This window comes from Luteibacter sp. CQ10, from assembly GCF_040900725.1.
In the GTDB taxonomy this organism is placed as follows: domain Bacteria; phylum Pseudomonadota; class Gammaproteobacteria; order Xanthomonadales; family Rhodanobacteraceae; genus Luteibacter.
The window spans coordinates 255,307-279,733 of sequence record NZ_JAEUYM010000005.1; the positions used below are offsets into that span (position 1 = coordinate 255,307).

The following is a 24,427-nucleotide window of genomic DNA, read 5'->3' on the forward strand; positions in this document are numbered from 1 at the left end:
AATCCGACGGAGCGGTAAAGCCTCAGCGGCCGTCCACGGCCCTGCGTCCCAAGCGCGGATCATCCGTAAAAAACGCATCGATACCCGTGGCGAGGTAGGCACGGATTTCACTCACCGAGCCCTCCTCGTTGCGCTCCGCGTCTCCCGCACCGTTGCGAAAATCCGCAGCGAGGAAGTGATTCTCCGGGCGGAAGGTATACGGATGCACCTCCAGCCCCGCCGCATGGGCGTCCTTGACCAGCGACGACGCCGGCGCCAGCTTCCCGTCCTTGCCCAGCGGAATGATGCTGCGCGTGGACGGCCCGATGGCGTCGGCATAGGCGCGGATCGTCTTCAACCCGGCCGGGGTCATCATCGCGCCATAGGTGATGCCGGGCTGGTCGGCCGGGTGCTCGGTGGCGTCATCCATCAGCTGGAGCAGGCGGACGTTGGGGTGGTTCTTGCCGAGTTTGTCGTGGAGATACTTGAGGTTGCCCACCTCGAACGACTGGATCTCCACCGGCGCGCTGCGCGTATAGGCGTGCGCGGCGAGCGTCGCGAGCACCTTGTCTTCCATGGGCAGGCCGATGCCATGGAAATAGGTGGCATGCTTGATCTCGGGAATGATGCCGATGACCCGACCGCGCGCCGAGGCTTCCGCCGCCACGAACTCGATCATCTCATCGAAGGTGGGCACGGCGAATTGCCCGTCGTAGGTGGCATTGCGCTTGCGGATCTCGGGGAGGCGCTCGCGGGCACGCAGCGTTTTCAGCTCGGCCAGGGTGAAATCCTCGGTGAACCAGCCGTCGATCTTTACGCCGTCCACCGTCTTCGTGGTGCGGCGCGCGGCGAATTCCGGATGCGAGGCCACGTCGGTGGTGCCGCCGATCTCGTTTTCATGGCGGATCACCAGCACGCCGTCCTTCGTCGAGACGAGGTCGGGTTCGACGAAGTCGGCGCCGTCCTCGATGGCCACCGCGTAGGAGGCTAGCGTGTGCTCCGGGCGCAGCGCGCTCGCGCCACGATGGCCGATCACCAGCACCCTGGCGGCGATGGGGCGGACCGATTCCGCGTGCAGGGTCATGACGTGCGCTCCGATCAGCAGGGCAAGAGCGCAGGAGGATAGAGCAATCCGCTTCATCAGAAATCCGCCGAGAGGGTCACGAAACTCTGCCGCGGGGCACTGGCGTGGAAGGCCAGGGCACGTCCCTGCGGGTCGGTGGCGCCGAACGCCGTGAGGTTGGTGGCGTAACGATGATCGGTGAGGTTCGTGACATTCAGGGCGAGGGTCAAGGCCTTGAGCTGGCCGACCGCGCCGAAGTCGTAGCTTGCACCGAGGTCGAACGACGTGGCGCCGGCGACGCTCTGGTCGTTGGTATAGGTGTAATAGCGCTTGCCGGTGTACTTCCCGCGCAGGCTCGCCGACCACGGGCCGACCGTGTAGCTGACCTCGCTCGAGTACAGGCGCTTGGGCGTGTCGACGGTGGTCTTGTCCTTCACCGGCACGACCTGGCCGTTGGCGACGTAGTTGTCGTCGTACGTCGAATCGTTGAACGAGGCCGAGTTGTACCACTGGAATCCGCGGAACGGCTTCCAGATGAAGGTGAACTCCGCACCGCGGCTGGTGACCGAACCCACGTTCACGAACGCCGTATTGCATTCCGGGCGCGTGCCCTGCTCGATGCTGGGGCAGGGATTGAGCGAGAGCAGGCGGTTGTCGAACTTCACGTCGTACAGCGCCACGGAGGCCTCGTACGACTGGCCGATGCTGCGGAAGCCGCCGTCGATGGTGCGCGATTGCTCCGGATGCAGGTTCGACTTCGTGCCGTCGAAGGCGGTCTGCGACACCAGCAGCGGTCCGCTCGCGCCGCCGCCCTGGAAAGCGGCGATATTCTTGGCGTACGACAGGAAGAACTCCTGCCCCGGCGCCACCCGGAAGGCCACGCCCGCCTGCGGGAGCAGCGACTTGCCGGCCTTGAGCGTGCCGTTAGCCATGGGGCTTTCCACGCCCGGGGCCTCGCGCGCGGTCATGGTGGTGTGCGGACTCTTCACGCCCACGTCCACGGTGAGGCGATCGTCCAGGGCCTTGAAAGTGTCCTGCAGATAGGCCTGCTTGGTCGTGATCACGTAGTCCTGCGCGAACAGCCGGCGATCCGGGTCGGAAAGGTAACGGTCGTCGCTCACCGGACCGGTGATGTCGTAGAAGTTGCGCTCGACGTGATGATCGTTGTGCTCGTACCACAGGCCGCCTTCCACGTGGTGCGCACCGAGGTCCCACGAGAGCGAGGCGATGGCGCCATCGCGGTTGATGGTGTAGTTGGTGCTGCGGATCGAGATCGGCAGCTCTTGCTGCGTGCCCGGATACGACGGCTGGCCCGGCGACCACCAATGGCCCTGGCCCGCGTTCTCGTGGTGATAGACCTGCGTGTGCAGCGTGGCGCCCTCGGCCACCGTGAAGTCGCCGGCCACGTAGTAGAGATCGTCGCGACGCAGGGCGCGGCTCTGGTAGTAGGCGTCGTCGATGTTGTCCACGCCGCCGGAGAAACCGCAGCGGGCATCCTTCACCCCGCCCTTGGTATATGCGGGCGCACAGTAGGCCGCCGCGAGCGCGCGCTGCCAGTCCGGGGCATAGAGGTTCCAGTCCCAGCCGAGTCCGCGGCTCAGGCCGCTCTTGGACAGGTAGGCGTAGTCGGCCTGGCTGGTGCGCGAGGTGTCGGCGAAGCCCGTGATGCGGTTGCCGTCGCCGAACTCGTAGACGGCCTTGCCGTTGAACTGCTGCGTGGTGGTATCCGAATTCGGGCGGGCCCACATGTCGGCGTCCGCGTGCACGCCCGAGAGGTACATCGAAAACCCCTTGTAGTCGCCGGTATCGATGCGCGCATAGGTGCGGCGGTTATGGTCGCTGCCGAAGGTCTGCGCCACCTTGCCGCCGAAGGTCCTGGCGGGGTCGGCCGAGAAGTACTGGATCGCGCCGCCGAGGTTGCTGGTGGAGGCGGTGCCCAGTGCGCCGATACCCTCGGCGAGCTCGACGGTGGCCATGTTCTCCGCGATCAGCGCGCGCGAGATGTTCAATCCGTTGTAGTTGCCGTAAGCGTTGTCGCCCAGCGGCAGGCCATCGAGCGTGTAACCCAGGCGGGTGGTGTTGAAGCCGCGCAGGGTAATCGACTGCGACTCCTCGTTGGCGCCGAAGGCATCGTTCGACTGCACCGACACGCCGGGCAGGCGGTTGAGGATCTTCTGCGGGCTGGTACCCGGCGGCAGCACCTTTTGGTCCTGCGGCACGATGCGCTGCACCTGGCGGGTCTCGCCCTGGCCGATCACCGATACCGTCTCGAGGTCCTGGGTCTTGGGCGGGGTATCGTCGTCGGCGTGGGCGACGAAGGCCAATGCGCAGGACAGCGCGAGGAACAGGGGGCGGCGGCAAAGCTTCATCGGGGCGAACCTGAGGATGGAAAACCCCGCAGATTGGCGATGCGATGTGTACGTTTTCTTACGATGGCATGCGATCTTGCTTGCCGCGTGACGATCCTGCGACGCGGGTATCGATTTCACGCACCCGAGATTGCAACATCGTGCCGTCACCATGACGGGCTCGATCACACCCAGGGGAATGCCATGCGCCGCGCCGCGCGACTCGCCGCCATCGTGCTGACCGCCTTCGCCGTCCAGGCGAACGCCCATCGGGTGATCGTGTTCGTCTGGGACGGCATGCGTCCGGACGCCATCAGCGAGGACGACACCCCCCACCTGACGGCCCTGGCCCGGCGCGGCACGTTCTTCGCCGACCACCACGCCACGTATCCCACCTTCACCATGGTCAATGCCTCGAGCTTCGCCACCGGATCGTTCCCGGGCACGATCGGCTTCTACGGCAACCGCTTCTGGGCACCGGGCGCCCATGGTTTCGACGCCAAGGGCGTACCCAGCGACTTCGCCGCGCCCATCTACACCGAGGACTACGCGGTGCTCCGCGCCCTCGACGACCACTATCGGCACGACCTCCTCCAGGCGCCGACCCTGCTCGAGCGTGCGCGCAAGGCGGGACTGACGACGGCCGTGGTGGGCAAGTCCGGCCCCGCCTTCCTCCAGGACATCCACGAGGGTGGCACCCTCCTCGACGAGAACGTGGCCCTGCCCCTGGCCTTCGCGAAAAAGCTGGCCGCGGCGGGATTCAAGCTGCCCGCCAACACCGTGCACGCCTACGACGCCGACCGCTTCCAGCTCGAGCCCGACAACGGGGCGCCCACGGCGCAGTTGCCGCTGGTGACGCTCAAGGACGGCGCCAGCTCGGATGCGTCCGATGGCTCCGGCGCACCGCCCACGCCGTCCAACGCGTACCTCATGGAGGCGTTCCTGGGCTACATCCTCCCCGTGGAGAAGCCCGACGTGAGCTTCGTCTGGCTGCGCAATCCCGATTCCACCGAACACCTCTACGGCGTCGGCTCGCCCAACTTCCACCTCGCGCTGCGGGCGCAGGACGAACTGCTCGGCAAGCTCGAAGCGAAGCTGAAGGAGCTGGGCATGGCCGACGACACGGACCTGGTGATCGTCTCCGACCATGCGCACAGCAACGTGTCCGGTCCCGCCGATCGGTTCCCGCTGCGCGACATCGCCGACGGACGGGTCGGCCGTCCGGATGCGGAGTGGGGCTATTCGGTGTCCGGCTCGGTGCGCCTGGCCGATGAAATGACTCGCGCGGGCTTCACCGCCTACGACGGCTTCGGCTGCATCTATGCGCCCGTGATGTCGGGCATCCGCGCCGACGGCACGCCGCTGCGACCCACCCGCTTCGACGACGACGGCCGCCTGTGCGGCAAGCCGGGGCCATACACCACGCCCGCCTACAAAGTGCCCGCGGAGATCACCGCCGGCGCCTTCGTGATCGCACCCAACGGCGGCAGCGAATACCTCTATCAACCTTCGCACGACCGGGCCAAGGTCATCGAAGCGGTTCGCTTCCTGCAATCGCGCGAGATGTTCGGCGCGATCTTCGTCGATGCGCGTTACGGACGCATTCCCGGCACCTTGCCGCTATCGGCGGTGCACCTTGCGAACAAGCGTTCCCCGGACATCGTCGCCAGCTACGACTTCGACGCCGACGCCGTGGTACAAGGCTTCAAGGGCACCGAGTACACCAGCATGTCCAACGAGCGTGGCATGCACGGGAGCTTCAGCCCGGTGGATGTGCACAACACACTGATCGCCAGCGGACCGGACTTTCGCGAAGGGCTGCGCAGCAGTTTGCCGAGCGGCAACGTGGATCTGGCGCCGACGCTCGCGGCGATATTGAAGCTCGATCTCGGCAAGCCGGATGGGCGCGTGCTTCGCGAAGCCTTGCGTGGGCGCGACGGCGACGGGTTGGCGGTGAAGGCCGTGGATGTCGCCAGCGACGAGGCGACGGGATTGGATATACGACGAATCGACGGATCGTCCATGGAGCGGTCCACCTATCGCTTCGTGCTGAAGACCAGGCAGGTGGACGATAACGGCAGGACGTATACGTATTTCGACCAGGCCAAGGCCGAACGGCGTTGACGCGATAACCGGCTTCCTCGCGGCGGGCCGGGATCCACGGCGAAGCGCTCGGCTGTATCGACACCACCCCACATCTGCTAGCTTCCGCCCCGAAACTCACATGTCACGGACACCGAAAATGTTCAAACCCCTCGCCCTGGCCACCCTCTCGGCTGCCCTGCTCGCCGCCTGCGCGAGCACGCCCGCCGATAAGCCGGCCACGCTCGCCGACGGCGCGACGCTCGACCTCGCCATCCTCGAGACCACCGACGTCCATTCGAACATCCTGTCGTACGATTACTACAAGCAGAAGGACGACCCGTCGCTCGGTTACGAGCGCGTCGCCACGCTGATCCGCCAGGCCCGCAAGACCTTTCCCAACACCGTGCTGTTCGACAGCGGCGATACCATCCAGGGCTCCGTGCTGGCCGATTACCAGGCCATCGTGAAGCCGGTCGGCTGCGACACGGAACTGGCGATCTACAAGGCGATGGATGCCGTGGGTTACGACGGCGGCACCGCCGGCAACCACGAATTCAACTACGGCCTGCCCTTCCTGGCCCAGGTCACCGATACGTCGATGAACGTCGACGGCGTGACCGCGCGCCAGTGTGCCGGACCGAAGTTCCCGCTGGTGCTCTCCAACGTCTACAGCACGCGCGACGGCCAGCCCATCTTCAAGCCGTGGACAATCGTCACGAAGAAGGTCGAGGTGAAGACCGCCTCGGGACAGACCGTGCCCACCGAACTGAAGATCGGCATCATCGGCTTCACGCCGCCGCCGATCATGGACTGGGACAAGCGCAACCTGGCCGGCAAGGTCACCGTCGACGGCGTGGTGGAAGCCGCGAAGAAATACGTGCCCGAGCTTCAGGCGCAACATCCGGACCTGATCGTGGCGATCCTCCACGGCGGTCTCGACACCTCGCCCTATACCCCCCATATGGAGAACGGCGGCTGGTACCTCGCCGGCATTCCCGGCATCGATGCGCTGCTTCTGGGCCATTCGCATACCGAATTCCCGGGGCCGCGGTACGCGGGCATGAAGGACGTCGATGCCAAGCGCGGCCTCGTGCGCGGTGTTCCCGCGGTGATGGGCGGATTCTTCGGCAAGGATCTCGGCGTCATCCAGATGACGCTCAAGCGCGAGGGCGATCGCTGGGTGGTGCAGAAGGACGCCAGCCATAGCGAGGTGCGGCCCATCTGCGCGAAGAAGGGCGAATGCGTCGCGCCGGACCCGGCCATCGCGCCCATCGTGAACGAAGCGCACGAGGCCGCCATCGCTTACGTCAACACGCCGATCGGTGCCGTCGACCACGACCTCTCCAGCTACTTCGCCGACGAGGGCAACATGACGGCGCTGTCCGTGGTGAACGCGGCGCAGATCGACTACGCACGCGACGAACTGGCGCGTTCGCGTCCCGACCTCAAGGACGTGCCCGTCATCTCCGCCGCCTCCGCGTTCCGCACGGGCTTCGGCGGGCCGGACGACTTCACCGACGTGCCCAAGGGCCCGCTGACGATCCGCAACGCGGCCGACCTGTATTTCTACCCGAACACGCTCGCCGCGGTGAAGATCGACGGCGCGGGCGTGAAGGCGTGGCTGGAGAAGTCGGCCTCTCGCTTCAATCGCATCGATCCGTCGAAGGACGGCGAGCAGCCGTTGATCGGCCGCCTGCCGGGTTACAACTTCGACCAGATGCAGGGTGGCGTCACCTACACCATCGACGTGTCGAAGCCGGAAGGCGAACGCATCGGCAACCTGCGTTACAAGGGCAAGCCGGTGAAGGACGACCAGGCGTTCATCGTGGTGACCAACAACTACCGGGCGAACGGGGGCGGCGATTTCCCGGGCATGAAGGGCGATTCCGTCGTGCTCAACGCGCCGGACGGCAACCGCGAAGTCGTCATCCAGTGGGTGCAGTCGAAGAAGACGCTCACGCGCAAGGACGTCGAAAAGCGCTCGTGGTCGTTCGCGCCGTTGAAGGTGAAGGGCCCTGTGACGTTCACCTCGGCCTCCGGGAAGGAAGACCTCGCGAAGTCGTTGGGGTTGGCGGTGCGGCAGGTGCGCGACAACGGCGACGGCACGGCGGTGTACGCCATCGATCTGTCGAAGCGCTGAGGGACCTCGGCGACCGGGGCCCTGGGCTTCCCCTGCGTACGCAGGAGCGACGGACTGGAATCGTGCAGCTCGTCGTTCCCGCGTAAGCGGGAACCCAGCGCCTCGGTCTACAGGATTCGCCATAGCGTCGATCGGCTCTTGACACCCCGCACGCCCCAGGCATACCGTCGAGTCATGCACGCTTCCGCGCCCGCGCTGATTACCTTCACGGCCATCACCCCGGCCGGCGCGTTCGCGTCCGTCACCACCACCGCGACGACCACCACCACGACCACTACGGTCGGAGGATCGGAGACCGCGCGCGCTTAGTTCCACGTCGCTGCCGGCCCCGACCTCCCGCAGGACGGGACGGGCGCCGAAGCGATCCCAGGCCGAACTCCCCCCTGACGCGAACGAAGGGCCTCTCACCCGGAGGCTTTCATCGTGTACATCGCCAACGCCATACCCACCCAGGTACCGCGAGCCATCGCGGATCCCATCGTCGTCGACCTCGGCCTCGTCGGCCCCGGCAAGGTCGGCAGCGCGCTGCTCGCGCAATTGCGGCTCGCCGCCCCCCGACTGTTGCGCGAGTGCAACATGCAGCTGCGCCTGCGCGCCGTCAGCGACAGCCGCCACATGTGGCTCGACTGCGACGACGACGCGCTCAACGGCCGCACCCACGGCGCGCAAACCTGGCGGCCGGCCGCACTCGACGAGTTCGCCGCCTACGTGGGCAGCCGTGGCGGCCAGCTCGCCGTGCTGGCCGATTGCAGCGCCAGCGACGCCGTCGCCGACCGCTACGCGGGCTGGCTCGCCGCCGGCATCCACGTGGTGACCCCGAACAAACGCGCCGCCAGCGGACCGCTCGAGCGCTGGCGGCGTATCGCCGAGGCCTCGCACGCCAGCGGCGCCCGCCTGCACTACGAAGGCACCGTGGGCGCCGGACTGCCGGTGGTACGGACGCTGCGCGACCTGCTCGATACCGGCGACGAGCTGGTCGCCGTCGAAGGCATGCTCTCCGGCACCCTGGCCTGGCTGTTCAACCGCTTCGACGGCTCGCGGCCCTTTTCCGCCCTGGTGCGCGAGGCCCACGCCCTGGGCTATACCGAACCCGACCCGCGCGACGATCTTTCCGGCATGGACGTGGCGCGCAAGCTGGTGATCCTGGCCCGCGAGGCGGGCCTCGCGCTGTCGCTGGACGATGTCGAGGTGGAGAGCCTGGTACCCGCCGAACTCGCCGAGGGCGATGTCGACACCTTCATGAAGCGGCTCGACCGGCTCGACGCGCCGATGGCCGCGCGCCTTCGTCCCGGCGGCGTGTTGCGCCACGTGGCGACGCTGGAAAACGGCCGGGCGACGGTCGGCCTGCGCGTGCTGGATCCCTCGCACACGTTCGCCCACGCACGCCTCAGCGACAACGTGGTCCGCTTCGCCACCCGTCGTTACTGCGACAATGCGCTGGTCGTACAGGGGCCGGGTGCCGGCCCCGAGGTCACGGCCGCGGCGGTCTTCGCCGACCTGCTGCGCGTGGCCGGCGCCATGGGAGTAAAACGATGCGCATGCTGAACGAATCCACCCCGCCCCGGGCCCGCGCGGACGTCGCGACGGCCGAGGCCTACGCCAGTGTCGGCAACGTCGGCATCGGTTTCGACATCCTCGGCCACTGCGTGGCCGGTGCGGGCGATCGCGCCGAGGTGCGGCGCATCCCCGAGCCCGAGGTGCGCATCGCCGGCATCGATGGGGTGGTCACCGACCTTCCGCTGGCGGCGCGGGACAACACCGCCGGCGAAGCCCTGCTTTCGATGCGGCGCGGCCTCGGCCTGCCCTTCGGTTTCGAGCTGACCCTGCACAAGGGCATTGCGCTGGGCTCGGGCATGGGCGGTTCGGCCGCCTCCTGCGTCGCCGCGCTGGTGGCCGCCAACGCCCTGCTCGACGAACCGCTTTCCCGCGACGCCCTTTACCCGTTCGCGCTCGATGGCGAAGTGGTGGCCAGCGGCAGCCGGCACGGCGACAACCTCGGCCCCATGCTGCTCGGCGGCCTGGTACTCGCCACCGATACCCGCCTGGTGCGCATTCCCGTGCCCGCCGAATGGCATTGCGCGCTGGTGCACCCCCACGTGGTGCTGGAAACCCGCAAGGCCCGCGCCGCGCTGGCGGGCCACTACGCCCTCGGCGATTTCGTGCGACAGAGCGCAAACCTCGCGCTCGTGCTGGCCGGCTGCTATCGCGGCGAGGCCGCCCTGGTGCGCGAAGGGCTGGCCGACGTGCTGGTCGAGCCACGCCGCGCGCCGCTGATTCCCGGCTTCGCCCGGGTCAAGCAGGCGGCGCTCGACCACGGCGCGTTCGGCGCCAGCATCTCCGGGGCCGGGCCCAGCGTGTTCGGGTGGTTCGCCGATCGCGCGTCGGCCGAGGCGGCCGGCGCGGCGATGCGCGCGGCGTTCGCCGACGAGGGCCATGCCGCCGACGTCCTCGTGGCGCCCATCGACGGCCCCGCCGCCCGGGTGGTGTGACGATGCGCTACGTCAGTACGCGTGGCGGCGCCCAGCCGGTCACGCTTTCCACCGCCATCGCCGCCGGCCTCGCCCCGGATGGCGGCCTGTACGTGCCCGAGGCCATGCCCAAGGTGACCCGGCTGCCCGCCGACGGCTACCTCGCCAGCACGGCCGCCCGCATGCTCGCGCCCTTCTTCGAAGGCGATGCCCTCGCTCCCGAACTGGAGGCCATCTGCGCCGAAGCCTTCGCCGCCCCCGCGCCCCGGCGCGAGCTGCGCATCGACGGCGCGCACCTGCTCGAGCTGTTCCACGGCCGCACGGCCGCGTTCAAGGACTTCGGCGCGCGCTTCCTCGCCGCCTGCCTGCAACGACTGCGCCGCGACGAAGACCGCCCGCTCACCATCCTGGTCGCCACCTCGGGCGACACCGGCGCGGCGGTGGGCGCCGCTTTCCACGGTTTGCCCGGCATCCGCGTCGCCATCCTCTATCCCGACCGCCGCGTCTCGCCCCGGCAGGCCCATCAGCTGGGCAGCTTCGGCGGTAACGTGCGCGCCCTGCGCGTGGAAGGCAGCTTCGACGACTGCCAGCGCCTGGTGAAGGGCGCGCTCGGCGACCCGGCCCTGCAGGCCGACGTGCCCATGTCGTCCGCCAACAGCATCAGCCTCGGCCGCCTGCTTCCCCAGATGGCCTACTTCGGCCACGCGGCCCTGCAAGCCGGTGGCCCCATGAACACCATCGTGCCCACCGGCAACCTGGGCAATGCGGTGGCCTGCCTCTGGGCGCGTTCGATCGGGCTTCCGATCGGCGAGGTGGTGTTCGCCTGCAACGCCAACCCGACCCTGCCGGAGTTCTACGCCGGCCAGCCCTACCGGCCCCGCGACGCCGTGGCGACGGTCGCCAACGCGATGGACGTGGGCGCGCCGAGCAACGTCGAGCGCCTGCGCCACCTGTTCGGCGATGACGAGGCCGTCCGCGCCAACGGCCGGGCCTATGGCGTGGACGACGCGCAGATTCGCGACACCATCCGCCGCCATGCCGCCAACGACGGCGAAGTGTTCTGCCCCCACACGGCCACCGCCGTACATGTTTTCGAACGCCTGCGTATGGAAGGCGACCGCCGCGACTGGACCCTCGCCGCCACCGCGCATGCGGCGAAGTTCGATACGGTGGTGGAGCCCCTCGTGGGCCGTCGCATCGACGTACCCGACGCCCTCGCCGCGATGCTCGCCAGGGACGCCTCCGCCGAGCCGATGGCGGCGGATGGCGGTGTTTTCTCGGCGTGGCTGCGCGGCTGGTGAAACGCCCCCGCGGCGATGCATACCAGTGCTGCCGATGCGTGTCGTACCAAGGTCCGGCGCCGCCGACCAGTGCATGGATGTCTAGCCGTCCAAACGTTCCTAGGAAAAATACTTTCAACGGAAAGTGTTGACACCCACCGAACGCGTGGCTTACGTTCGACTGCATGACGCAGCGCAGCAGCCATGGTCGCTTTGCCTTGAACCGACTTCCACGAGTCGACGGCGAGCTGCGTCTGGGCGGCGGTCTCCTTCTTATTAACCTTGTACTTATTACCTGCGGAGGTGCGGGCTAAGGGCAAGTGTCCAGGTAAAAAGAAAAACGACCTGAAGACTCCCAAAACCCCGCACCCGACAACGGATGCGGGGTTTTTTGTTGCCTGGCCCGCCTTGCGAGCGGAGCGAAGACATGAATCCAGCACATGGCAGTAACGACACGACCGAGGCCGAGGTAGGCCGCGTGCGCATCTTCGACACGACGTTGCGCGACGGCGAGCAGGCCCCGGGCTTCTCGATGGATCGCCGCGCGAAACTGCGCATGGCGCACGCCCTGGAGGAATTGGGCGTCGACATCATCGAGGCGGGATTTCCCCAGGCATCGCCCGACGATTTCGCGGCCGTGGCGGAGATCGCGAGGTCGCTGAAGACACCCACGGTGGCCGCATTGGCCCGATGTCTGCCCGACGACATCGACAGTGCGGGACGGGCGCTGGAAGGCGCCAGGCATTCACGGATACACCTGTTCCTCTCCACCTCTCCCCTGCATCGCGAACACAAGCTGGGGAAAAGCAAGCAAGAAGTGATCGACATCGCCGCAACGGCGATCCAGCGCGCGAAAGCCCTGGCACACGAAGTCGAATTCTCCGCCGAAGATGCCCTGCGCACCGAGCCGGATTACCTCGCCGAGATCTTCTCGGTGGCCGTGGAAGCCGGCGCCAGCGTGCTCAACGCGCCCGACACGGTCGGCTACGTCACCCCCTCCGAAATCACCGAGATGTTCACCTACCTGCGCGCGCACGTGCGCGGCGCCGACAAGGTGATCTTCTCCGCGCACTGCCACGACGACCTCGGCATGGCCGTGGCGAACAGCCTGGCCGCCGTGGCCGCCGGCGCGCGCCAGGTGGAATGCACCATCAACGGTATCGGCGAGCGCGCGGGCAACGCGGCGCTCGAGGAAGTCGTGATGGCGCTGCACACGCGACGCCCTCTTTACAAAGCGGACACCGGCATCCAGACGCGCCGGCTCTTCCCCACCTCGCGCCTGCTCGCCGAAGTCACCGGCCAGCCGGTACCGCGCAACAAGGCCATCGTGGGCGACAACGCGTTCGCGCACGAGTCGGGCATCCACCAGCACGGCATGCTCAAGCACCGCGGCACCTACGAAATCATGAGTCCGCAGGATGTCGGCGCGAAGACCTCGCTCGTGCTGGGCAAGCATTCCGGCCGCCACGCGCTGCGCCAGCGCCTGGTCGAACTCGACTACGACGTCGACGAAGCCACGCTGGATACGGTGTTCGAACGCTTCAAGGTGCTGGCCGACCGCCAGCGTTCCGTGACCAACGACGACCTCACCGCGCTGATGGGCGCGTTCGAGGACGACACGCAGGCCGCCGTCGCGGCCCAGTCCTGAAGGAGCACATCATGGAAGCCCCCGCCCATCTCTGGCACAACGGACGCATCAAGGCCTTCGCCGATGCCACCGTCCACGTCGGCGCGCACGCGCTGCATTACGGTTCGTCGGTGTTCGAAGGCGTGCGCGTCTACGCCACGCCCGACGGCCCGCGCTACTTCCGCCTGGAAGAACACACCGAGCGCCTGTTCCATTCGGCGCGCGTCTACGACCTGGCGATGCCGTACGACGCCGCCACGATCAACCGCGCCTGCCGCGAGGTGATCCGCGCCAACGACCTTCCGTCGGCATACGTGCGCCCGATCGTCTTCCGCAGCGGCTTCACCTTCAGCCTCGCGCCGTCGCTGGACACGGCGGTGGATGTCGCCATCATCGCCCTGCCCTGGAACGCCTACCATGGTGCCGATGCCATCGAGAAAGGCGTCGACGTCTGCGTGTCCTCGTGGAACCGCGCGGCACCCAACACCTATCCGAGCGGCGCGAAGGCCGGCGGCAACTACCTCAACAGCCAGCTCATCGCCCGTGAGGCGGTGAACGCCGGTTACGCCGAGGGCATCGCGCTGGGCACCGACGGCCTGCTGAGCGAAGGCGCGGGCGAGAACCTCTTCATCGTGCGCAAGGGCGTGATCTATACGCCGCCGGCCGCCTCGGCCATCCTCTGCGGCATCACCCGCGACACCGTGCTCACGCTGGCCCGCGAGCGTGGCTATACCGTGGTGGAACAGCCGCTGCCGCGCGAAATGCTCTACTTCGCCGACGAAGTGTTCATGACCGGCACCGCGGCCGAAGTGACCGCCGTGCGTTCGGTCGACCGCAAGCCGGTGGGCAGCGGCCACCCGGGCCCGATCACGCGCCAGCTGCAGGCGGATTTCTTCGGCCTGTTCGACGGTCGCACGGAGGACCGCTGGGGCTGGCTCACGCCGGTGGACGAAGTCGCCGCCGGGAGGGCCGCCGCATGACGCCGCGCACGCTGCTCGACAAGCTGTGGGACGCCCACCAGGTAAAGGCCGAGACGGCCAGCACGCCGGGCGTGCTCTACATCGACCTGCACCTCGTGCACGAAGTGACCTCGCCGCAGGCGTTCGACGAACTGCGCTCGCGCGGCCTGAAGGTGCGCCGCCCCGACCGCACGCTCGCCACGCTCGATCATTCCACGCCTACGCTGCCGCCCGACGCGGATGGCCGCCGCCCGTACTACACGAAGGAAGCCGAGAACCAGGTCGCCACGCTGGAAGCCAACGTTCGCGAGTTCGGCATCGACCTCATGGGCTGGGATAGCCCGCAGCGCGGCATCGTGCACGTGGCCGGCCCCGAGGTGGGCGCGACGCAGCCGGGCATGACCATCGTCTGCGGCGACAGCCACACCGCCACGCACGGCGCGTTCGGTTCGCTGGCGTTCGGCATCGGCACCACCGAGGTGGGCCACGTGCTGGCCACGCAGTGCCTGCTCCAGCGCAAGCCCAAGTCGCTCGCCATCCACGTGGACGGCGCCTTGCAGCCCGGCGTGACCGCGAAGGACCTGATCCTGCACATCATCGGCGTCATCGGTATCGGTGGCGGCACGGGACACGTCATCGAGTACACCGGCGACGCCGTGCGCGCGCTGTCGATGGAAGAGCGCATGACGGTCTGCAACATGTCGATCGAGGCGGGCGCGCGCGCCGGCCTGATCGCGCCGGACGAAACCACCTTCGCCTGGCTCGAAGGCCGCGAGCGCGTGCCGAAAGGTGCTGCATGGGATGCCGCCGTCGCCTATTGGCGCACGCTGCCCAGCGACGAAGGCGCCACCTACGACCGCGAGGTACGCATCGACGCGTCGACGATCCAGCCGTCGGTCACCTATGGCACCCACCCGGGCATGGTCGTGTCCATCCATGCGCCGGTACCCGCGGCCGCCGACGCCATCGAGCAACGCGCGCTCGACTACATGAAAGTGAGCGCGGGCAAGCCGATCGCCGGCGAGTCGGTGGACGTCGTCTTCATCGGCAGCTGCACCAACGGCCGCCTGTCCGACCTGCGCGACGCCGCCGCCATCCTGCGCGGCCGCCGCGTGGCCGACGGCGTGCGCATGCTCGTCGTGCCCGGTTCCGAACAGGTGCGCCGCGACGCCGAAAGCGAAGGCCTGCACGAGGTGTTCCGCGCCGCCGGCGCCGAGTGGCGCCAGCCGGGCTGCTCGATGTGCATCGCCATGAACGGCGACCTCGCCCAGCCGGGCCAGCTCGTGGTCGCCACCAGCAACCGCAATTTCGAGGGACGCCAGGGCAAGGGCGCGCGCACCGTGCTCGCCAGCCCGCTGGTCGCGGCCGCATCCGCCGTGGCCGGTCGCGTGGCCGATCCCCGCGATTACATGAACCAGGAAGCCGCCGCATGAGCGCCAACCCACCCCTCACCTACGTGCATTCGCGAACGGCGGTGCTGCGCGACGAGAACATCGATACCGATCGCATCATCCCCGCCCGCTTCCTCACCACCACCGAGCGCACGGGCCTGGGCAAGCATTGCTTCGAAGACTGGCGCTACGCCGCCGACGGCAGTGACGATCCCGCCTTCCCGCTCAACCAGCCGGCCGCACGCGGCTGTTCGATCCTCGTCGCCGGCCGTAACTTCGGCTGCGGCTCGTCGCGCGAGCACGCGCCCTGGGCCCTGCTCGACTACGGCATCAAGGCGGTGATCTCCAACGAGATCGCCGACATCTTCCGCGGCAACGCGCTGAAGAACGGCCTGCTCGCCATCGTGCTGAGCGACGCCGAGCATCGCTGGCTGCTCGACAACCCGGGCGTCGAGCTGCGGATCGACATCGCCGAAAGCACGATCCGTCTGCCCGACGGCGGCTCGATCCGCTTCGAGCTCGACGCCTTCGCCCGCCACTGCCTGCTCAACGGCGTGGACCAGATGGGCTTCCTGCTCCAGCAGGACGACGACATCACCGCCTATGAAACGCTCACGGAGAAAGCCGCATGAAGTCCCGCATCGTCGTATTGCCCGGTGACGGCATCGGCCCCGAAGTGGCCGCGGCCGGCGTCGCCGTGCTGCGCCAGGTGGCCGAGCGCTTCGGTCACGACTTCGCCTTCGACGAGCATGCCATCGGCGGCGACGCGATCGACCGCTTCGGCGACCCGCTGCCGCCCGCCACGCGCGAAGCGCTGCTCGCCTGCGACGCGATCCTGCTGGGCGCGGTCGGCGGACCGAAATGGTCCGATCCGTCGGCGAAGGTTCGCCCGGAACAGGGCCTGCTCGCCATGCGCAAGCTGCTGGGCGTGTTCGCCAACATCCGTCCGCTGAAGCTGCATCCGCGCACCGCCGCGTTGTCGCCGCTGAAGCCGGAACGCACCAAGGATGTCGACCTGGTCTTCGTGCGCGAACTCACCGGCGGCATCTATTTCGGCGCGAAGACGCGCGACGACGACGGCGCCACCGACGAGTGCCGCTACAGCGTGGCGGAAGTGGAACGCGTGGTGCGCCATGCCTTCGACCTGGCCCGCTCGCGCAAGCGCAAGCTCACCTCGGTGGACAAGGCCAACGTGCTGGAAACCTCGCGCCTGTGGCGCTCGGTCGCCACGCGTGTGGCCGCCGACTACCCCGACGTGGAACTCGAGCACCAGCTCGTCGACTCGATGGCGATGCACCTGCTCACCCGGCCCGCCGACTACGACGTGATCGTTACCGAGAACATGTTCGGCGACATCCTCACCGACGAGGCGTCCGTGCTGGCCGGTTCGCTGGGCCTGTCGCCGTCGGCGTCGGTGGGCGGACCCGGCGCGGGCGTGTACGAACCCATCCATGGTTCGGCACCCGACATCGCCGGCCAGTCGCTCGCCAACCCGCTGGGCACCATCCTCTCCGTCGCCATGCTGCTGCGTCATTCGCTGGGCCTGGCCGACGAAGCCGCCGCCGTGGAGGCGGCCGTGGAACAGGTGCTCGCCCACGGCAACCTCACCCGCGACCTGGGCGGCACGGCCACCACGGACGCCGTGACGCAGGCCGTGATCCACGCATTGCAGACCGAGACGGAGGCCGCATGAGCAGCCGCAAGATCCCCCTGCGCACGCTGCGCAGCGACGCCATCAAGACCGGCCCCGACCGCGCCCCGGCACGCGCCATGCTGCGCGCCACGGGCCTCGACGACGAGGCCATCGCCCGGCCGATGGTCGCCATCGTGCATAGCTGGTCCAACGTATCGCCGTGCAACCTCAACCTGCGCGACCTCGCCGAAGCCGCCGCCGACGGCGTGCGTGCGGCGGGTGGCACGCCGGTGGAGTTCAACACCATCGCGGTCACCGACGGCATCGCGATGGGCACGCCCGGCATGCGCTCGTCGCTGGTCAGCCGCGAACTGATCGCCGATTCCATCGAACTGGCGGTCGATGGCCACTGCCTCGACGCGATGGTGGTGCTGTGCGGCTGCGACAAGACCATTCCCGCCGCCGCGATGGCGCTGGCCCGCCTGAACATCCCGGGCGTGGCGCTCTACGGCGGCAGCATCGCGCACGGCAGCCATAACGGTTGCCCGATCACGGTGCAGGAAGTGTTCGAAGCGGTGGGCGCGCACGGCGCGGGCAAGATCGACGACGCCACGCTCGACGACGTGGAACGCCATGCCTGCCCGGGTGCGGGCGCGTGCGGCGGTCAGTTCACCGCCAACACCATGGCGATGGTGCTGACCACGCTGGGCATCACCCCGATCGGCTTCAACGACATCCCCGCCACCGACCCGGCCAAGCGCGATGCCGCGTTCCGCTGCGGTGAGCTGGCGATGGCCTGCCTGGAAGCGAACCGCCGCCCCCGCGATGCGATGACCCGCGACGCCTTCGACAACGCGGCACGCATGGTCGCCGCCACGGCGGGGTCGACCAACGCCGTGCTGCACCTGCTCGCCATCGCCAACGAGGCACGGGTGCCGCTGTCCATCGAGGATTTCGAACCCGCGTCGGCGCATACGCCGGTCATCGCCGACCTCAAGCCCGGCGGTCGCTACAGCGCGGTGGAACTCACCGCCGCCGGCGGCACGGCCATCGTCGCGCGGGAACTGCGCAAGGCGGGCATGCTCAAAGATACGCCCACCGTCACCGGCCGCACGCTGTTCGCCGAACTCGACGACGCGCCCGCCGCCACCGAGGGCCAGGAGGTGGTGCGCTCCACCGAGGCGCCGTTCAAGCCGCGCGGCGGCTACAGCATCCTCTACGGCAACCTCTCGCCCGAAGGCAGCATCCTGAAGCTCGCCGGCCACGGCCGCACGAGCCATGCCGGCCCCGCACGCGTGTTCGAGAGCGAAGAAGAGGCGTTCGCCGCCGTGCAGGCCGGGCGTATCCGCCCCGGCGACGTCATGGTGATCCGCAACGAGGGCCCCGCCGGTGGTCCCGGCATGCGCGAGATGCTGGCCGTGACCGCCGCCTTGGTCGGCCGCGGCCTCGGCAACGACGTGGCGCTGATCACCGACGGGCGCTTCAGCGGCGCGACGCACGGTTTCATGGTGGGCCACGTCGCGCCGGAGGCGGCGCGCGGCGGTCCCATCGGGCTCCTGCGCGAGGGCGATGCGATCTTCATCGACGCCTCCACGCGCGAATTGCGCACCGATGCCGACCTCACCGCACGACGTGCATCGTGGCGGCCCGCCGCGCCGAAGGTCACCCGCGGCGTACTCGCCAAATACGCGCGACTGGTCGGCTCCGCCGCCGAAGGCGCGGTGACGCAAGCCTTCGACGAGGCGCCCGTCTCTCGCGTTCGTCGCGAGATCGAAGACGAGAACATGACCCAGGAACTCATCGGCAACTGACCTGGCCGCGCTCCGCACGATTCGCGGACACGGTCCGCTCCCACCCCTTCGGTAGCGAGCCTCCTACCGAAGGGGTGGGAGCAGATCGCATCGGCGAACAGAGCTTGCGACAGCCCCACCCCTTTTTGCCCTACTTACCGACCCGGAGAGATCCATGACCGACCAACAAGCCACCACCGCCCCCTTGCAGAACGCCCGTATCGCCGTGCTCGGCTACGGCAGCCAGGGCCGCGCGCATGCGCTCAACCTCAAGGATTCCGGACTCGACGTGGTCGTGGGCCTGCGCGCCGGCGGTCCGTCCTGGCACAAGGCGTACACGGACGGCTTCCACGTCGCCGAACCCGCCGAGGCCGTGCGCGGCGCCGACCTCGTCGCCGTGCTCACGCCGGACATGACCCAGCCCGGCATCTACCGCGACGCCATCGAGGCGAACATCAAGCCGGGCGCCACCCTGCTCTTCGCGCACGGCTTCAACGTGCACTTCGGCCAGATCAAACCCCGCGCCGACATCGACGTGGTGCTGGTCGCACCGAAGGGCCCGGGCGCGCTCGTGCGTCGCGAATACGAGATCGGCCGTGGCGTGCCCTGCCTGTACGCCGTGCACCAGGACGCTACCGGCCACGCCACCGAGCGTGCCACGGCCTACGCGGCCGGCATCGGCGGCGCGCGCGCCATGCTGATCGAAACCGACTTCAAGGAAGAGACCGAAACCGATCTCTTCGGCGAGCAGGCCGTGCTCTGCGGCGGTGCGTCGGAGCTGGTCATCAAGGGCTTCGAGACGCTGGTGGAAGCGGGCTACCGCCCGGAGATCGCCTACTACGAAGTGATGCACGAGCTGAAGCTCATCGTCGACCTCTTCTACGAAGGCGGCCTGGCGCGCATGCTCGAATTCATCTCCGAGACGGCGCAGTACGGCGACTACACCCGGGGCCCGCGCATCGTGGACGACGCCACGAAGGAGCGCATGAAGGGCGTGCTGAAGGAGATCCAGGACGGCACCTTCGCCCGCGAATGGACGGCTGAATACCAGGCCGGCCTGCCCAACTACAAGGCCTACAAGCAGCGCGACCTCGAGCATCCCATCGAGAAGGTGGGCGCCCAGCTGCGCGCGCGCATGCCGTGGCTCGCCGCCAACCAGCCGAAGGCATCGGAGCCCGCCAAGACCCCCTGATGCCATCCCCTGTGGGAGCGCGTCCAGCGCGCGATGCCGTCCCTCCCCCTCGCCCGCGAGCGGACGCGCTCCCGCACCTTCCAAGGAAGCCCATCACCGTGAACGCGCAACCGGACATCGGCGACATTGGTCGCCCCGCCTCGAACCACCCCCTCGCCGGACAGGCCATGACCGGCGCCGACATCGTCGTGCAGGTGATCGCCGACGAAGGCCTCGACGTCCTCTTCGGTTACTCCGGCGGTGCCATCCTTCCGGTCTACGACGCGTTGTTCCGCTACAACCAGACCCATACCCTCGACGACGGCGGCGAACGCCTGCCGCTCATCGTGCCCGCGAACGAACAGGGCGCCTGCTTCATGGCCGCCGGCTATGCGCGCGCCTCCGGGCGCGTCGGCGTGGCCCTGGTCACCTCCGGCCCCGGCGCCACCAACGCGGTGACGCCCGTGCGCGATTCGATGGCCGATTCCATTCCCCTGGTGGTGATCTGCGGCCAGGTGCCGACCGGCGCCATCGGCACCGACGCGTTCCAGGAAGCGCCGATCGGCACCATCATGGGCGCGTGCGCCAAGCACGTATTCCTCGTCACCGATGCGAGCACGCTCGAAGCGACGCTGCGCACGGCGTTCCACATCGCCCGCAGCGGCCGCCCCGGCCCGGTGGTGGTGGATATTCCCAAGGACGTTCAGAACGCGCCCCTCGTCTTCCACGGCGAGCGCGAATTGCCGGTGCGCGGCTATCGCGCGCGCCTGCATGCCGTCGAATCGGCCACGCCCGATGACGACGCCTGCCGGGTGTTCTTCGCGGCGCTCGCCGCCGCGGAGCGGCCGTTGATCTACGCCGGCGGCGGCATCGTATCGGCCGAAGCCGCCGATGCCCTGCGCGACTTCTCGCAGGCGTTCGGCGTGCCCGTGGTCACCACGCTGATGGGCATCGGCGGCGTCGACACCACCGACCCGCTCGCGCTGGGCATGCTCGGCATGCACGGCACGGCGTATGCGAACTACGCGATGGACGATTGCGATTTCGTCTTCGCGCTGGGCGCGCGCTTCGACGATCGCGTGGTCGGCGTCCCCGACAAGTTCGCGCCGAAAGCGCGCACCATCGCGCAGATCGACATCGATCCGGCCGAGATCGGCAAGGTGAAGGCCGCGCACTGGCATCACGTGGGTTCGCTCGACGTCTCGCTGCGCGCGCTCACGGCCTACGGTCGCGACATCGGCTTCGCGCCGGACCGCCGCGCGTGGCACGCCCACGTCACGGCGTTGAAAGCGGCCCATCCCATGAACTTCTGCCGGGACGGCGATCTCATCCAGCCCTGCGCCGTGATCGAGGCGATCAATCGCATCACGGGGGGCCACGCCATCATCACCACCGGCGTGGGCCAGCACCAGATGTGGGCGGCGCAGTACTTCGATTTCCGCGAGCCGCGACGCTGGCTCACCTCGGGGTCCATGGGAACGATGGGGTTCGGCCTGCCGGCCGCCATCGGCGCGCAGTTCGCGCGCCGCGACCTCACCGTGATCGACGTCGACGGCGATGCCAGCATCCGCATGAACATCGGCGAGCTCGAAACCGTCACCACCTACGGGCTGCCGGTGAAGATCGTGGTGCTGAACAATGCGGGCGACGGCATGGTGCGGCAGTGGCAGAAGCTGTTCTTCCGCGGCCGTTTCTCCGCCAGCGACAAGAGCCTGCACAAGAAGGACTTCGTCCGCGCCGCCCAGGCCGACGGATTCGAGTGGGCGCGGCGTCTCGACGACGCCGCGCAACTGGAGGCGACGATCGCCGACTTCCTGGCCTTCGACGGGCCAGCCTTCCTCGAGGTGGTCATCGATCCCGACGCGGGCGTGTACCCGATGGTGGGGCCCGGCGCATCGTATGCCGAGATGATCACCGGGGAATGGATTCCCAGCCGCCACGTTCCCGTGGCGCACGAAGCCGAACCGACGGGAATGTTCTGACCATGCGCCACCTGATTTCCATGCTCTTGCAAAACGAGGCCGGCGCGCTCGCGCGCGTCGCCGGCCTGTTCGCCTCGCGCGGGTACAACATCGAATCGCTCACCGTGGCGGCCACGCATGACGAGGCCGTGTCGCGCCTTACGCTCGTGGTGTTCGGTGACGACATCACCGTCGACCAGGTGGTGAAGCAGACGGCCAAGCTGGTGGACGTGATCGACGTCGCGGAGCTCACGCGGCGGGATCACCTGGAGCGGGAGCTTTCGGTGGTAAGGGTGGAAGGCGACGGCGAAGCGATCGATCGCTACCTCGCCCGAGCCGGCGCGCGGCTGCTGCAGCGGGATGGCGGGCATTCGATCGTGGAATACACCGGCCGCACCGACGACGTCGACGGTTTCATCGACGGGCTTCGCAATGTCGCCGACATCGCCGATCACGCACGCAGCGGGGTGGCGGCCATCGAGCGTGTGCCCACCGCGCTCCCCGACCTGTCGCGGGCTTGATTCGCCGATACGATCGGCTCCCACCCCTTCGGTAGGGAGTCTGCTACCGGAGGGGTGGGAGCCGATCGTATCGGCGAACGCAGATCACCAGACCTTATAGACCTCCCCGGTCGGTAGGGAGTCTGCTACCGGAGGGATGGGAGCCGATCGTATCGGCGAACGCAGATCACCAGACCTTATAGACCTCCCCGGTCGGTAGGGAGTCTGCTACCGGAGGGGTGGGAGCCGATCGTATCGGCGAACGCAGATCACCAAACCTTATAGACCTCCCCGGTCTGCCGCCCCTCCACGCTGCGCGAGAACGCCCGTGCCGCCCGCGCCGCCGTCACCGGTTCGAAGCCGCGGAAGAACGGGCCGTACCCTTCCATCGACTCGACGAGCACGTTCGGGCTGACCGCATTGATGCGCAGGCCACGCGGCAACTCGATGGCGGCGCCGCGCACGAACGCTTCCACCGCGCCGTTGACCATGCTGGCGCAGGCGCCGGCCACGATCGGCTGCTCGGCGAGGATGCCGGTGATGAGGGTGAACGAGCCGCCATCGCGCACGTGCGGCGTGCCCGCCGTCACCAGGCGCACCTGGCCGAGCAGCTTGTCGTGGAGGCCCACGAGGTAGTCCGCCTCGGTGAAGTCGGCCAACGGCTTGAACGGCACCGAGCCCGCCGCGCAGATCACGGCATCCAGTTCACCGACCTGGCCGAACATCGTTTCCACGCTCGTCGCGTCGCAAAGATCGACGCGTACGTCGCCGCTCGAGCGACCCGCGCGCACGATGTCATGGCGCGGCTCGAGTTCCGCCGTCACCGCCCGACCCAACGTGCCATTCGCGCCGATGATGAGAATTTTCATAAACTACCTCCTTGGTGATCGCAGCCGGGAAGGGTACCCTCGGTCGCATGAACCGTCGCGCCGCGCTCTCGCTGCCGCCCCCCATGGCCGATACGTCGGCGCTGGGCGGTGAACAGGATCTGTTCGGGCTCTCCGATGAGCCCACACTGCACTACCTCGAGCACGGCTCGCGCAGCCGGTTGATCCGCTGGCACTACCACCCGGCCTACGAACTGCACCTGATCGTCGCCACCGAAGGCACCGCTTACGTGGGCGATCATACCGGCCGCTTCGCACCACACACGTTGATGCTCACCGGGCCCAACGTGCCGCACAACTGGATCACCGACGAGGCCTGCGCGCCGGTGGCCGTGCGCGACCGCGTGATCCTGTTCTCCGAGGCCTTCGTTCACCGTTGCATGGCCCTCTTTCCCTCGGCGCGTCAGGTGCAACGCCTGTTGCTGGAAGAGGCCCGCCACGGCATCGCTTTTTCGTCCGACCTGGGCCGTCGGCTCGAGCCCTACTTCATGCGCGTTGCCAGCCACACCGGACTGCGGCGCGTCGCCAGCTTTCTGGAGATGATCGATGCGCTGTCGGAGGACGATACGCGCCGGCTCTTGAGCAGTCGCCCCTTCCAGGGCGCCGCGGATCGCACGCAGTCGATGAAGCTGCACCGGGCCGTCAGCTACATCGAGCGGCACCACGCCGGCGACGTGTCGCTGAAGACCGTCGCCTCCCGGCTGGACATGTCCGAGACCGCCTTTTCGCGTTTCTTCCATCAGCACACCGGCTATCGCTTCATCGACTACGTGAACCAGATCCGTGTGCAGCATGCCTGCGAACGGCTGACTTCGTCCGATGTCGCCATCACCGACGTCTGTTACGAGGTCGGCTTCAGCAACCTGTCGAACTTCAATCGGCGCTTCCTCATCCTCACGGGCATGACGCCGCGCGACTACCGCACGCGTCATCGTCGGCGCGACCACGACGACTGATGCGGCGGTGCCGCAGGTACCGACAGCTCGGCCCCATAACACCGCCATATACATACTCTTTTGCACGGCTCTCAATCATGCTGCGCAGCAGCATGATCACGCTGAATTCGCGTGCGCAGGCGACTCTTCGGGCTCGCTGCCTGCAAAAAAGTATGCATTTTCACCGTAAAACGACGGCGGCCGTATTGG

Annotated in this window: 16 protein-coding genes and 2 pseudogenes; 15 read left to right on the forward strand and 3 right to left on the reverse strand. The window is 68.1% G+C overall.

The features are described from left to right. Positions 1 to 22: 22 nt before the first annotated feature. Together JNG39_RS18620 and JNG39_RS18625 are read right to left on the reverse strand one after the other, a co-directional pair. The gene (locus JNG39_RS18620; protein WP_368313474.1) at positions 23 to 1,063 is read right to left on the reverse strand and encodes a glycerophosphodiester phosphodiesterase; all 1,041 of its coding nucleotides are present in this window, start codon (positions 1,061 to 1,063) and stop codon (positions 23 to 25) included. A 56-nt stretch (positions 1,064 to 1,119) separates the two neighbouring features. Continuing rightward, positions 1,120 to 3,321: pseudogene (locus JNG39_RS18625) on the reverse strand (TonB-dependent receptor); the annotation flags it as partial. Positions 3,322 to 3,594: 273 nt separating this feature from the next. Between JNG39_RS18625 and JNG39_RS18630 the strand changes: the two are divergent. The 14 genes and pseudogenes from JNG39_RS18630 to ilvN all read left to right on the forward strand — a co-directional run bounded on the left by JNG39_RS18630 (position 3,595) and on the right by ilvN (position 22,416). Then, positions 3,595 to 5,514, forward strand: coding sequence for an alkaline phosphatase family protein (locus tag JNG39_RS18630; RefSeq protein ID WP_368313475.1), 1,920 nt, complete (start codon positions 3,595 to 3,597; stop codon positions 5,512 to 5,514). A 118-nt stretch (positions 5,515 to 5,632) separates the two neighbouring features. Next, positions 5,633 to 7,615 carry a bifunctional 2',3'-cyclic-nucleotide 2'-phosphodiesterase/3'-nucleotidase gene (locus JNG39_RS18635; protein WP_368313476.1) on the forward strand — a complete coding sequence of 661 codons (1,983 nt, stop codon included), beginning with the start codon at positions 5,633 to 5,635 and terminating at the stop codon, positions 7,613 to 7,615. 429 nt (positions 7,616 to 8,044) lie between these two features. Then, positions 8,045 to 9,160, forward strand: a complete 1,116-nt coding sequence (locus JNG39_RS18640; RefSeq protein ID WP_368313525.1) for a homoserine dehydrogenase — start codon at positions 8,045 to 8,047, stop codon at positions 9,158 to 9,160. Beyond that, the gene (locus tag JNG39_RS18645; protein WP_368313477.1) at positions 9,148 to 10,104 is read left to right on the forward strand and encodes a homoserine kinase; all 957 of its coding nucleotides are present in this window, start codon (positions 9,148 to 9,150) and stop codon (positions 10,102 to 10,104) included. Before JNG39_RS18640 ends, JNG39_RS18645 begins: the two co-directional genes overlap by 13 nt. Positions 10,105 to 10,106: 2 nt before the next feature. Continuing rightward, positions 10,107 to 11,384: a threonine synthase gene (thrC, locus tag JNG39_RS18650; protein ID WP_368313478.1), complete on the forward strand. Its 1,278-nt coding sequence runs from the start codon at positions 10,107 to 10,109 to the stop codon at positions 11,382 to 11,384. A 406-nt stretch (positions 11,385 to 11,790) separates the two neighbouring features. Continuing rightward, a pseudogene (locus tag JNG39_RS18655) lies at positions 11,791 to 12,960 on the forward strand (2-isopropylmalate synthase); the annotation flags it as partial. 62 nt (positions 12,961 to 13,022) lie between these two features. Continuing rightward, complete coding sequence (locus JNG39_RS18660; RefSeq protein ID WP_368313479.1) at positions 13,023 to 13,970, forward strand: branched-chain amino acid transaminase; 948 nt, start codon at positions 13,023 to 13,025, stop codon at positions 13,968 to 13,970. Then, positions 13,967 to 15,382, forward strand: coding sequence for a 3-isopropylmalate dehydratase large subunit (gene leuC / locus JNG39_RS18665; protein WP_368313480.1), 1,416 nt, complete (start codon positions 13,967 to 13,969; stop codon positions 15,380 to 15,382). The genes JNG39_RS18660 and leuC overlap by 4 nt, the downstream gene beginning before the upstream one ends. Continuing rightward, positions 15,379 to 15,972, forward strand: a complete 594-nt coding sequence (gene leuD / locus JNG39_RS18670) for a 3-isopropylmalate dehydratase small subunit (protein ID WP_247371433.1) — start codon at positions 15,379 to 15,381, stop codon at positions 15,970 to 15,972. Before leuC ends, leuD begins: the two co-directional genes overlap by 4 nt. Then, a complete protein-coding gene (gene leuB, locus JNG39_RS18675; RefSeq protein WP_368313481.1) occupies positions 15,969 to 17,033 on the forward strand; it encodes a 3-isopropylmalate dehydrogenase in 1,065 nt (354 codons plus the stop codon). The genes leuD and leuB overlap by 4 nt, the downstream gene beginning before the upstream one ends. Before the next feature lie 26 nt (positions 17,034 to 17,059). Continuing rightward, a complete protein-coding gene (ilvD, locus tag JNG39_RS18680; RefSeq protein WP_368313526.1) occupies positions 17,060 to 18,784 on the forward strand; it encodes a dihydroxy-acid dehydratase in 1,725 nt (574 codons plus the stop codon). 154 nt (positions 18,785 to 18,938) lie between these two features. Beyond that, entirely contained in the window at positions 18,939 to 19,955 is a 1,017-nt protein-coding gene (ilvC, locus tag JNG39_RS18685; RefSeq protein ID WP_247371438.1) for a ketol-acid reductoisomerase, read from the forward strand. Positions 19,956 to 20,122: 167 nt separating this feature from the next. Beyond that, positions 20,123 to 21,916 (forward strand): biosynthetic-type acetolactate synthase large subunit, encoded by a 1,794-nt coding sequence (ilvB, locus tag JNG39_RS18690; RefSeq protein ID WP_368313527.1) that lies wholly within the window; start codon positions 20,123 to 20,125, stop codon positions 21,914 to 21,916. Positions 21,917 to 21,918: 2 nt separating this feature from the next. Continuing rightward, the gene (gene ilvN, locus JNG39_RS18695; protein ID WP_368313482.1) at positions 21,919 to 22,416 is read left to right on the forward strand and encodes an acetolactate synthase small subunit; all 498 of its coding nucleotides are present in this window, start codon (positions 21,919 to 21,921) and stop codon (positions 22,414 to 22,416) included. Between the two features lie 248 nt (positions 22,417 to 22,664). On the opposite strand, the gene JNG39_RS18700 is transcribed toward ilvN, so the two are convergent. Beyond that, positions 22,665 to 23,264: a short chain dehydrogenase gene (locus JNG39_RS18700; protein WP_368313483.1), complete on the reverse strand. Its 600-nt coding sequence runs from the start codon at positions 23,262 to 23,264 to the stop codon at positions 22,665 to 22,667. A gap of 47 nt (positions 23,265 to 23,311) precedes the next feature. On the opposite strand from JNG39_RS18700, the gene JNG39_RS18705 reads away from it, so the two are divergent. Beyond that, positions 23,312 to 24,238 carry an AraC family transcriptional regulator gene (locus tag JNG39_RS18705; RefSeq protein WP_368313484.1) on the forward strand — a complete coding sequence of 309 codons (927 nt, stop codon included), beginning with the start codon at positions 23,312 to 23,314 and terminating at the stop codon, positions 24,236 to 24,238. The last annotated feature ends 189 nt before the right edge of the window (positions 24,239 to 24,427 follow it).

Coding starts and splice junctions, on each gene's coding strand:
- JNG39_RS18620 (WP_368313474.1), bottom strand. CDS start 1,063: ATGACCCTGCACGCGGAATCGGTCCGCCCCATCGCCGCCAGGGTGCTG.
- JNG39_RS18630 (WP_368313475.1), top strand. CDS start 3,595: ATGCGCCGCGCCGCGCGACTCGCCGCCATCGTGCTGACCGCCTTCGCC.
- JNG39_RS18635 (WP_368313476.1), top strand. CDS start 5,633: ATGTTCAAACCCCTCGCCCTGGCCACCCTCTCGGCTGCCCTGCTCGCC.
- JNG39_RS18645 (WP_368313477.1), top strand. CDS start 9,148: ATGCGCATGCTGAACGAATCCACCCCGCCCCGGGCCCGCGCGGACGTC.
- thrC (WP_368313478.1), top strand. CDS start 10,107: ATGCGCTACGTCAGTACGCGTGGCGGCGCCCAGCCGGTCACGCTTTCC.
- JNG39_RS18660 (WP_368313479.1), top strand. CDS start 13,023: ATGGAAGCCCCCGCCCATCTCTGGCACAACGGACGCATCAAGGCCTTC.
- leuC (WP_368313480.1), top strand. CDS start 13,967: ATGACGCCGCGCACGCTGCTCGACAAGCTGTGGGACGCCCACCAGGTA.
- leuD (WP_247371433.1), top strand. CDS start 15,379: ATGAGCGCCAACCCACCCCTCACCTACGTGCATTCGCGAACGGCGGTG.
- leuB (WP_368313481.1), top strand. CDS start 15,969: ATGAAGTCCCGCATCGTCGTATTGCCCGGTGACGGCATCGGCCCCGAA.
- ilvC (WP_247371438.1), top strand. CDS start 18,939: ATGACCGACCAACAAGCCACCACCGCCCCCTTGCAGAACGCCCGTATC.
- ilvB (WP_368313527.1), top strand. CDS start 20,123: ATGACCGGCGCCGACATCGTCGTGCAGGTGATCGCCGACGAAGGCCTC.
- ilvN (WP_368313482.1), top strand. CDS start 21,919: ATGCGCCACCTGATTTCCATGCTCTTGCAAAACGAGGCCGGCGCGCTC.
- JNG39_RS18700 (WP_368313483.1), bottom strand. CDS start 23,264: ATGAAAATTCTCATCATCGGCGCGAATGGCACGTTGGGTCGGGCGGTG.
- JNG39_RS18705 (WP_368313484.1), top strand. CDS start 23,312: ATGAACCGTCGCGCCGCGCTCTCGCTGCCGCCCCCCATGGCCGATACG.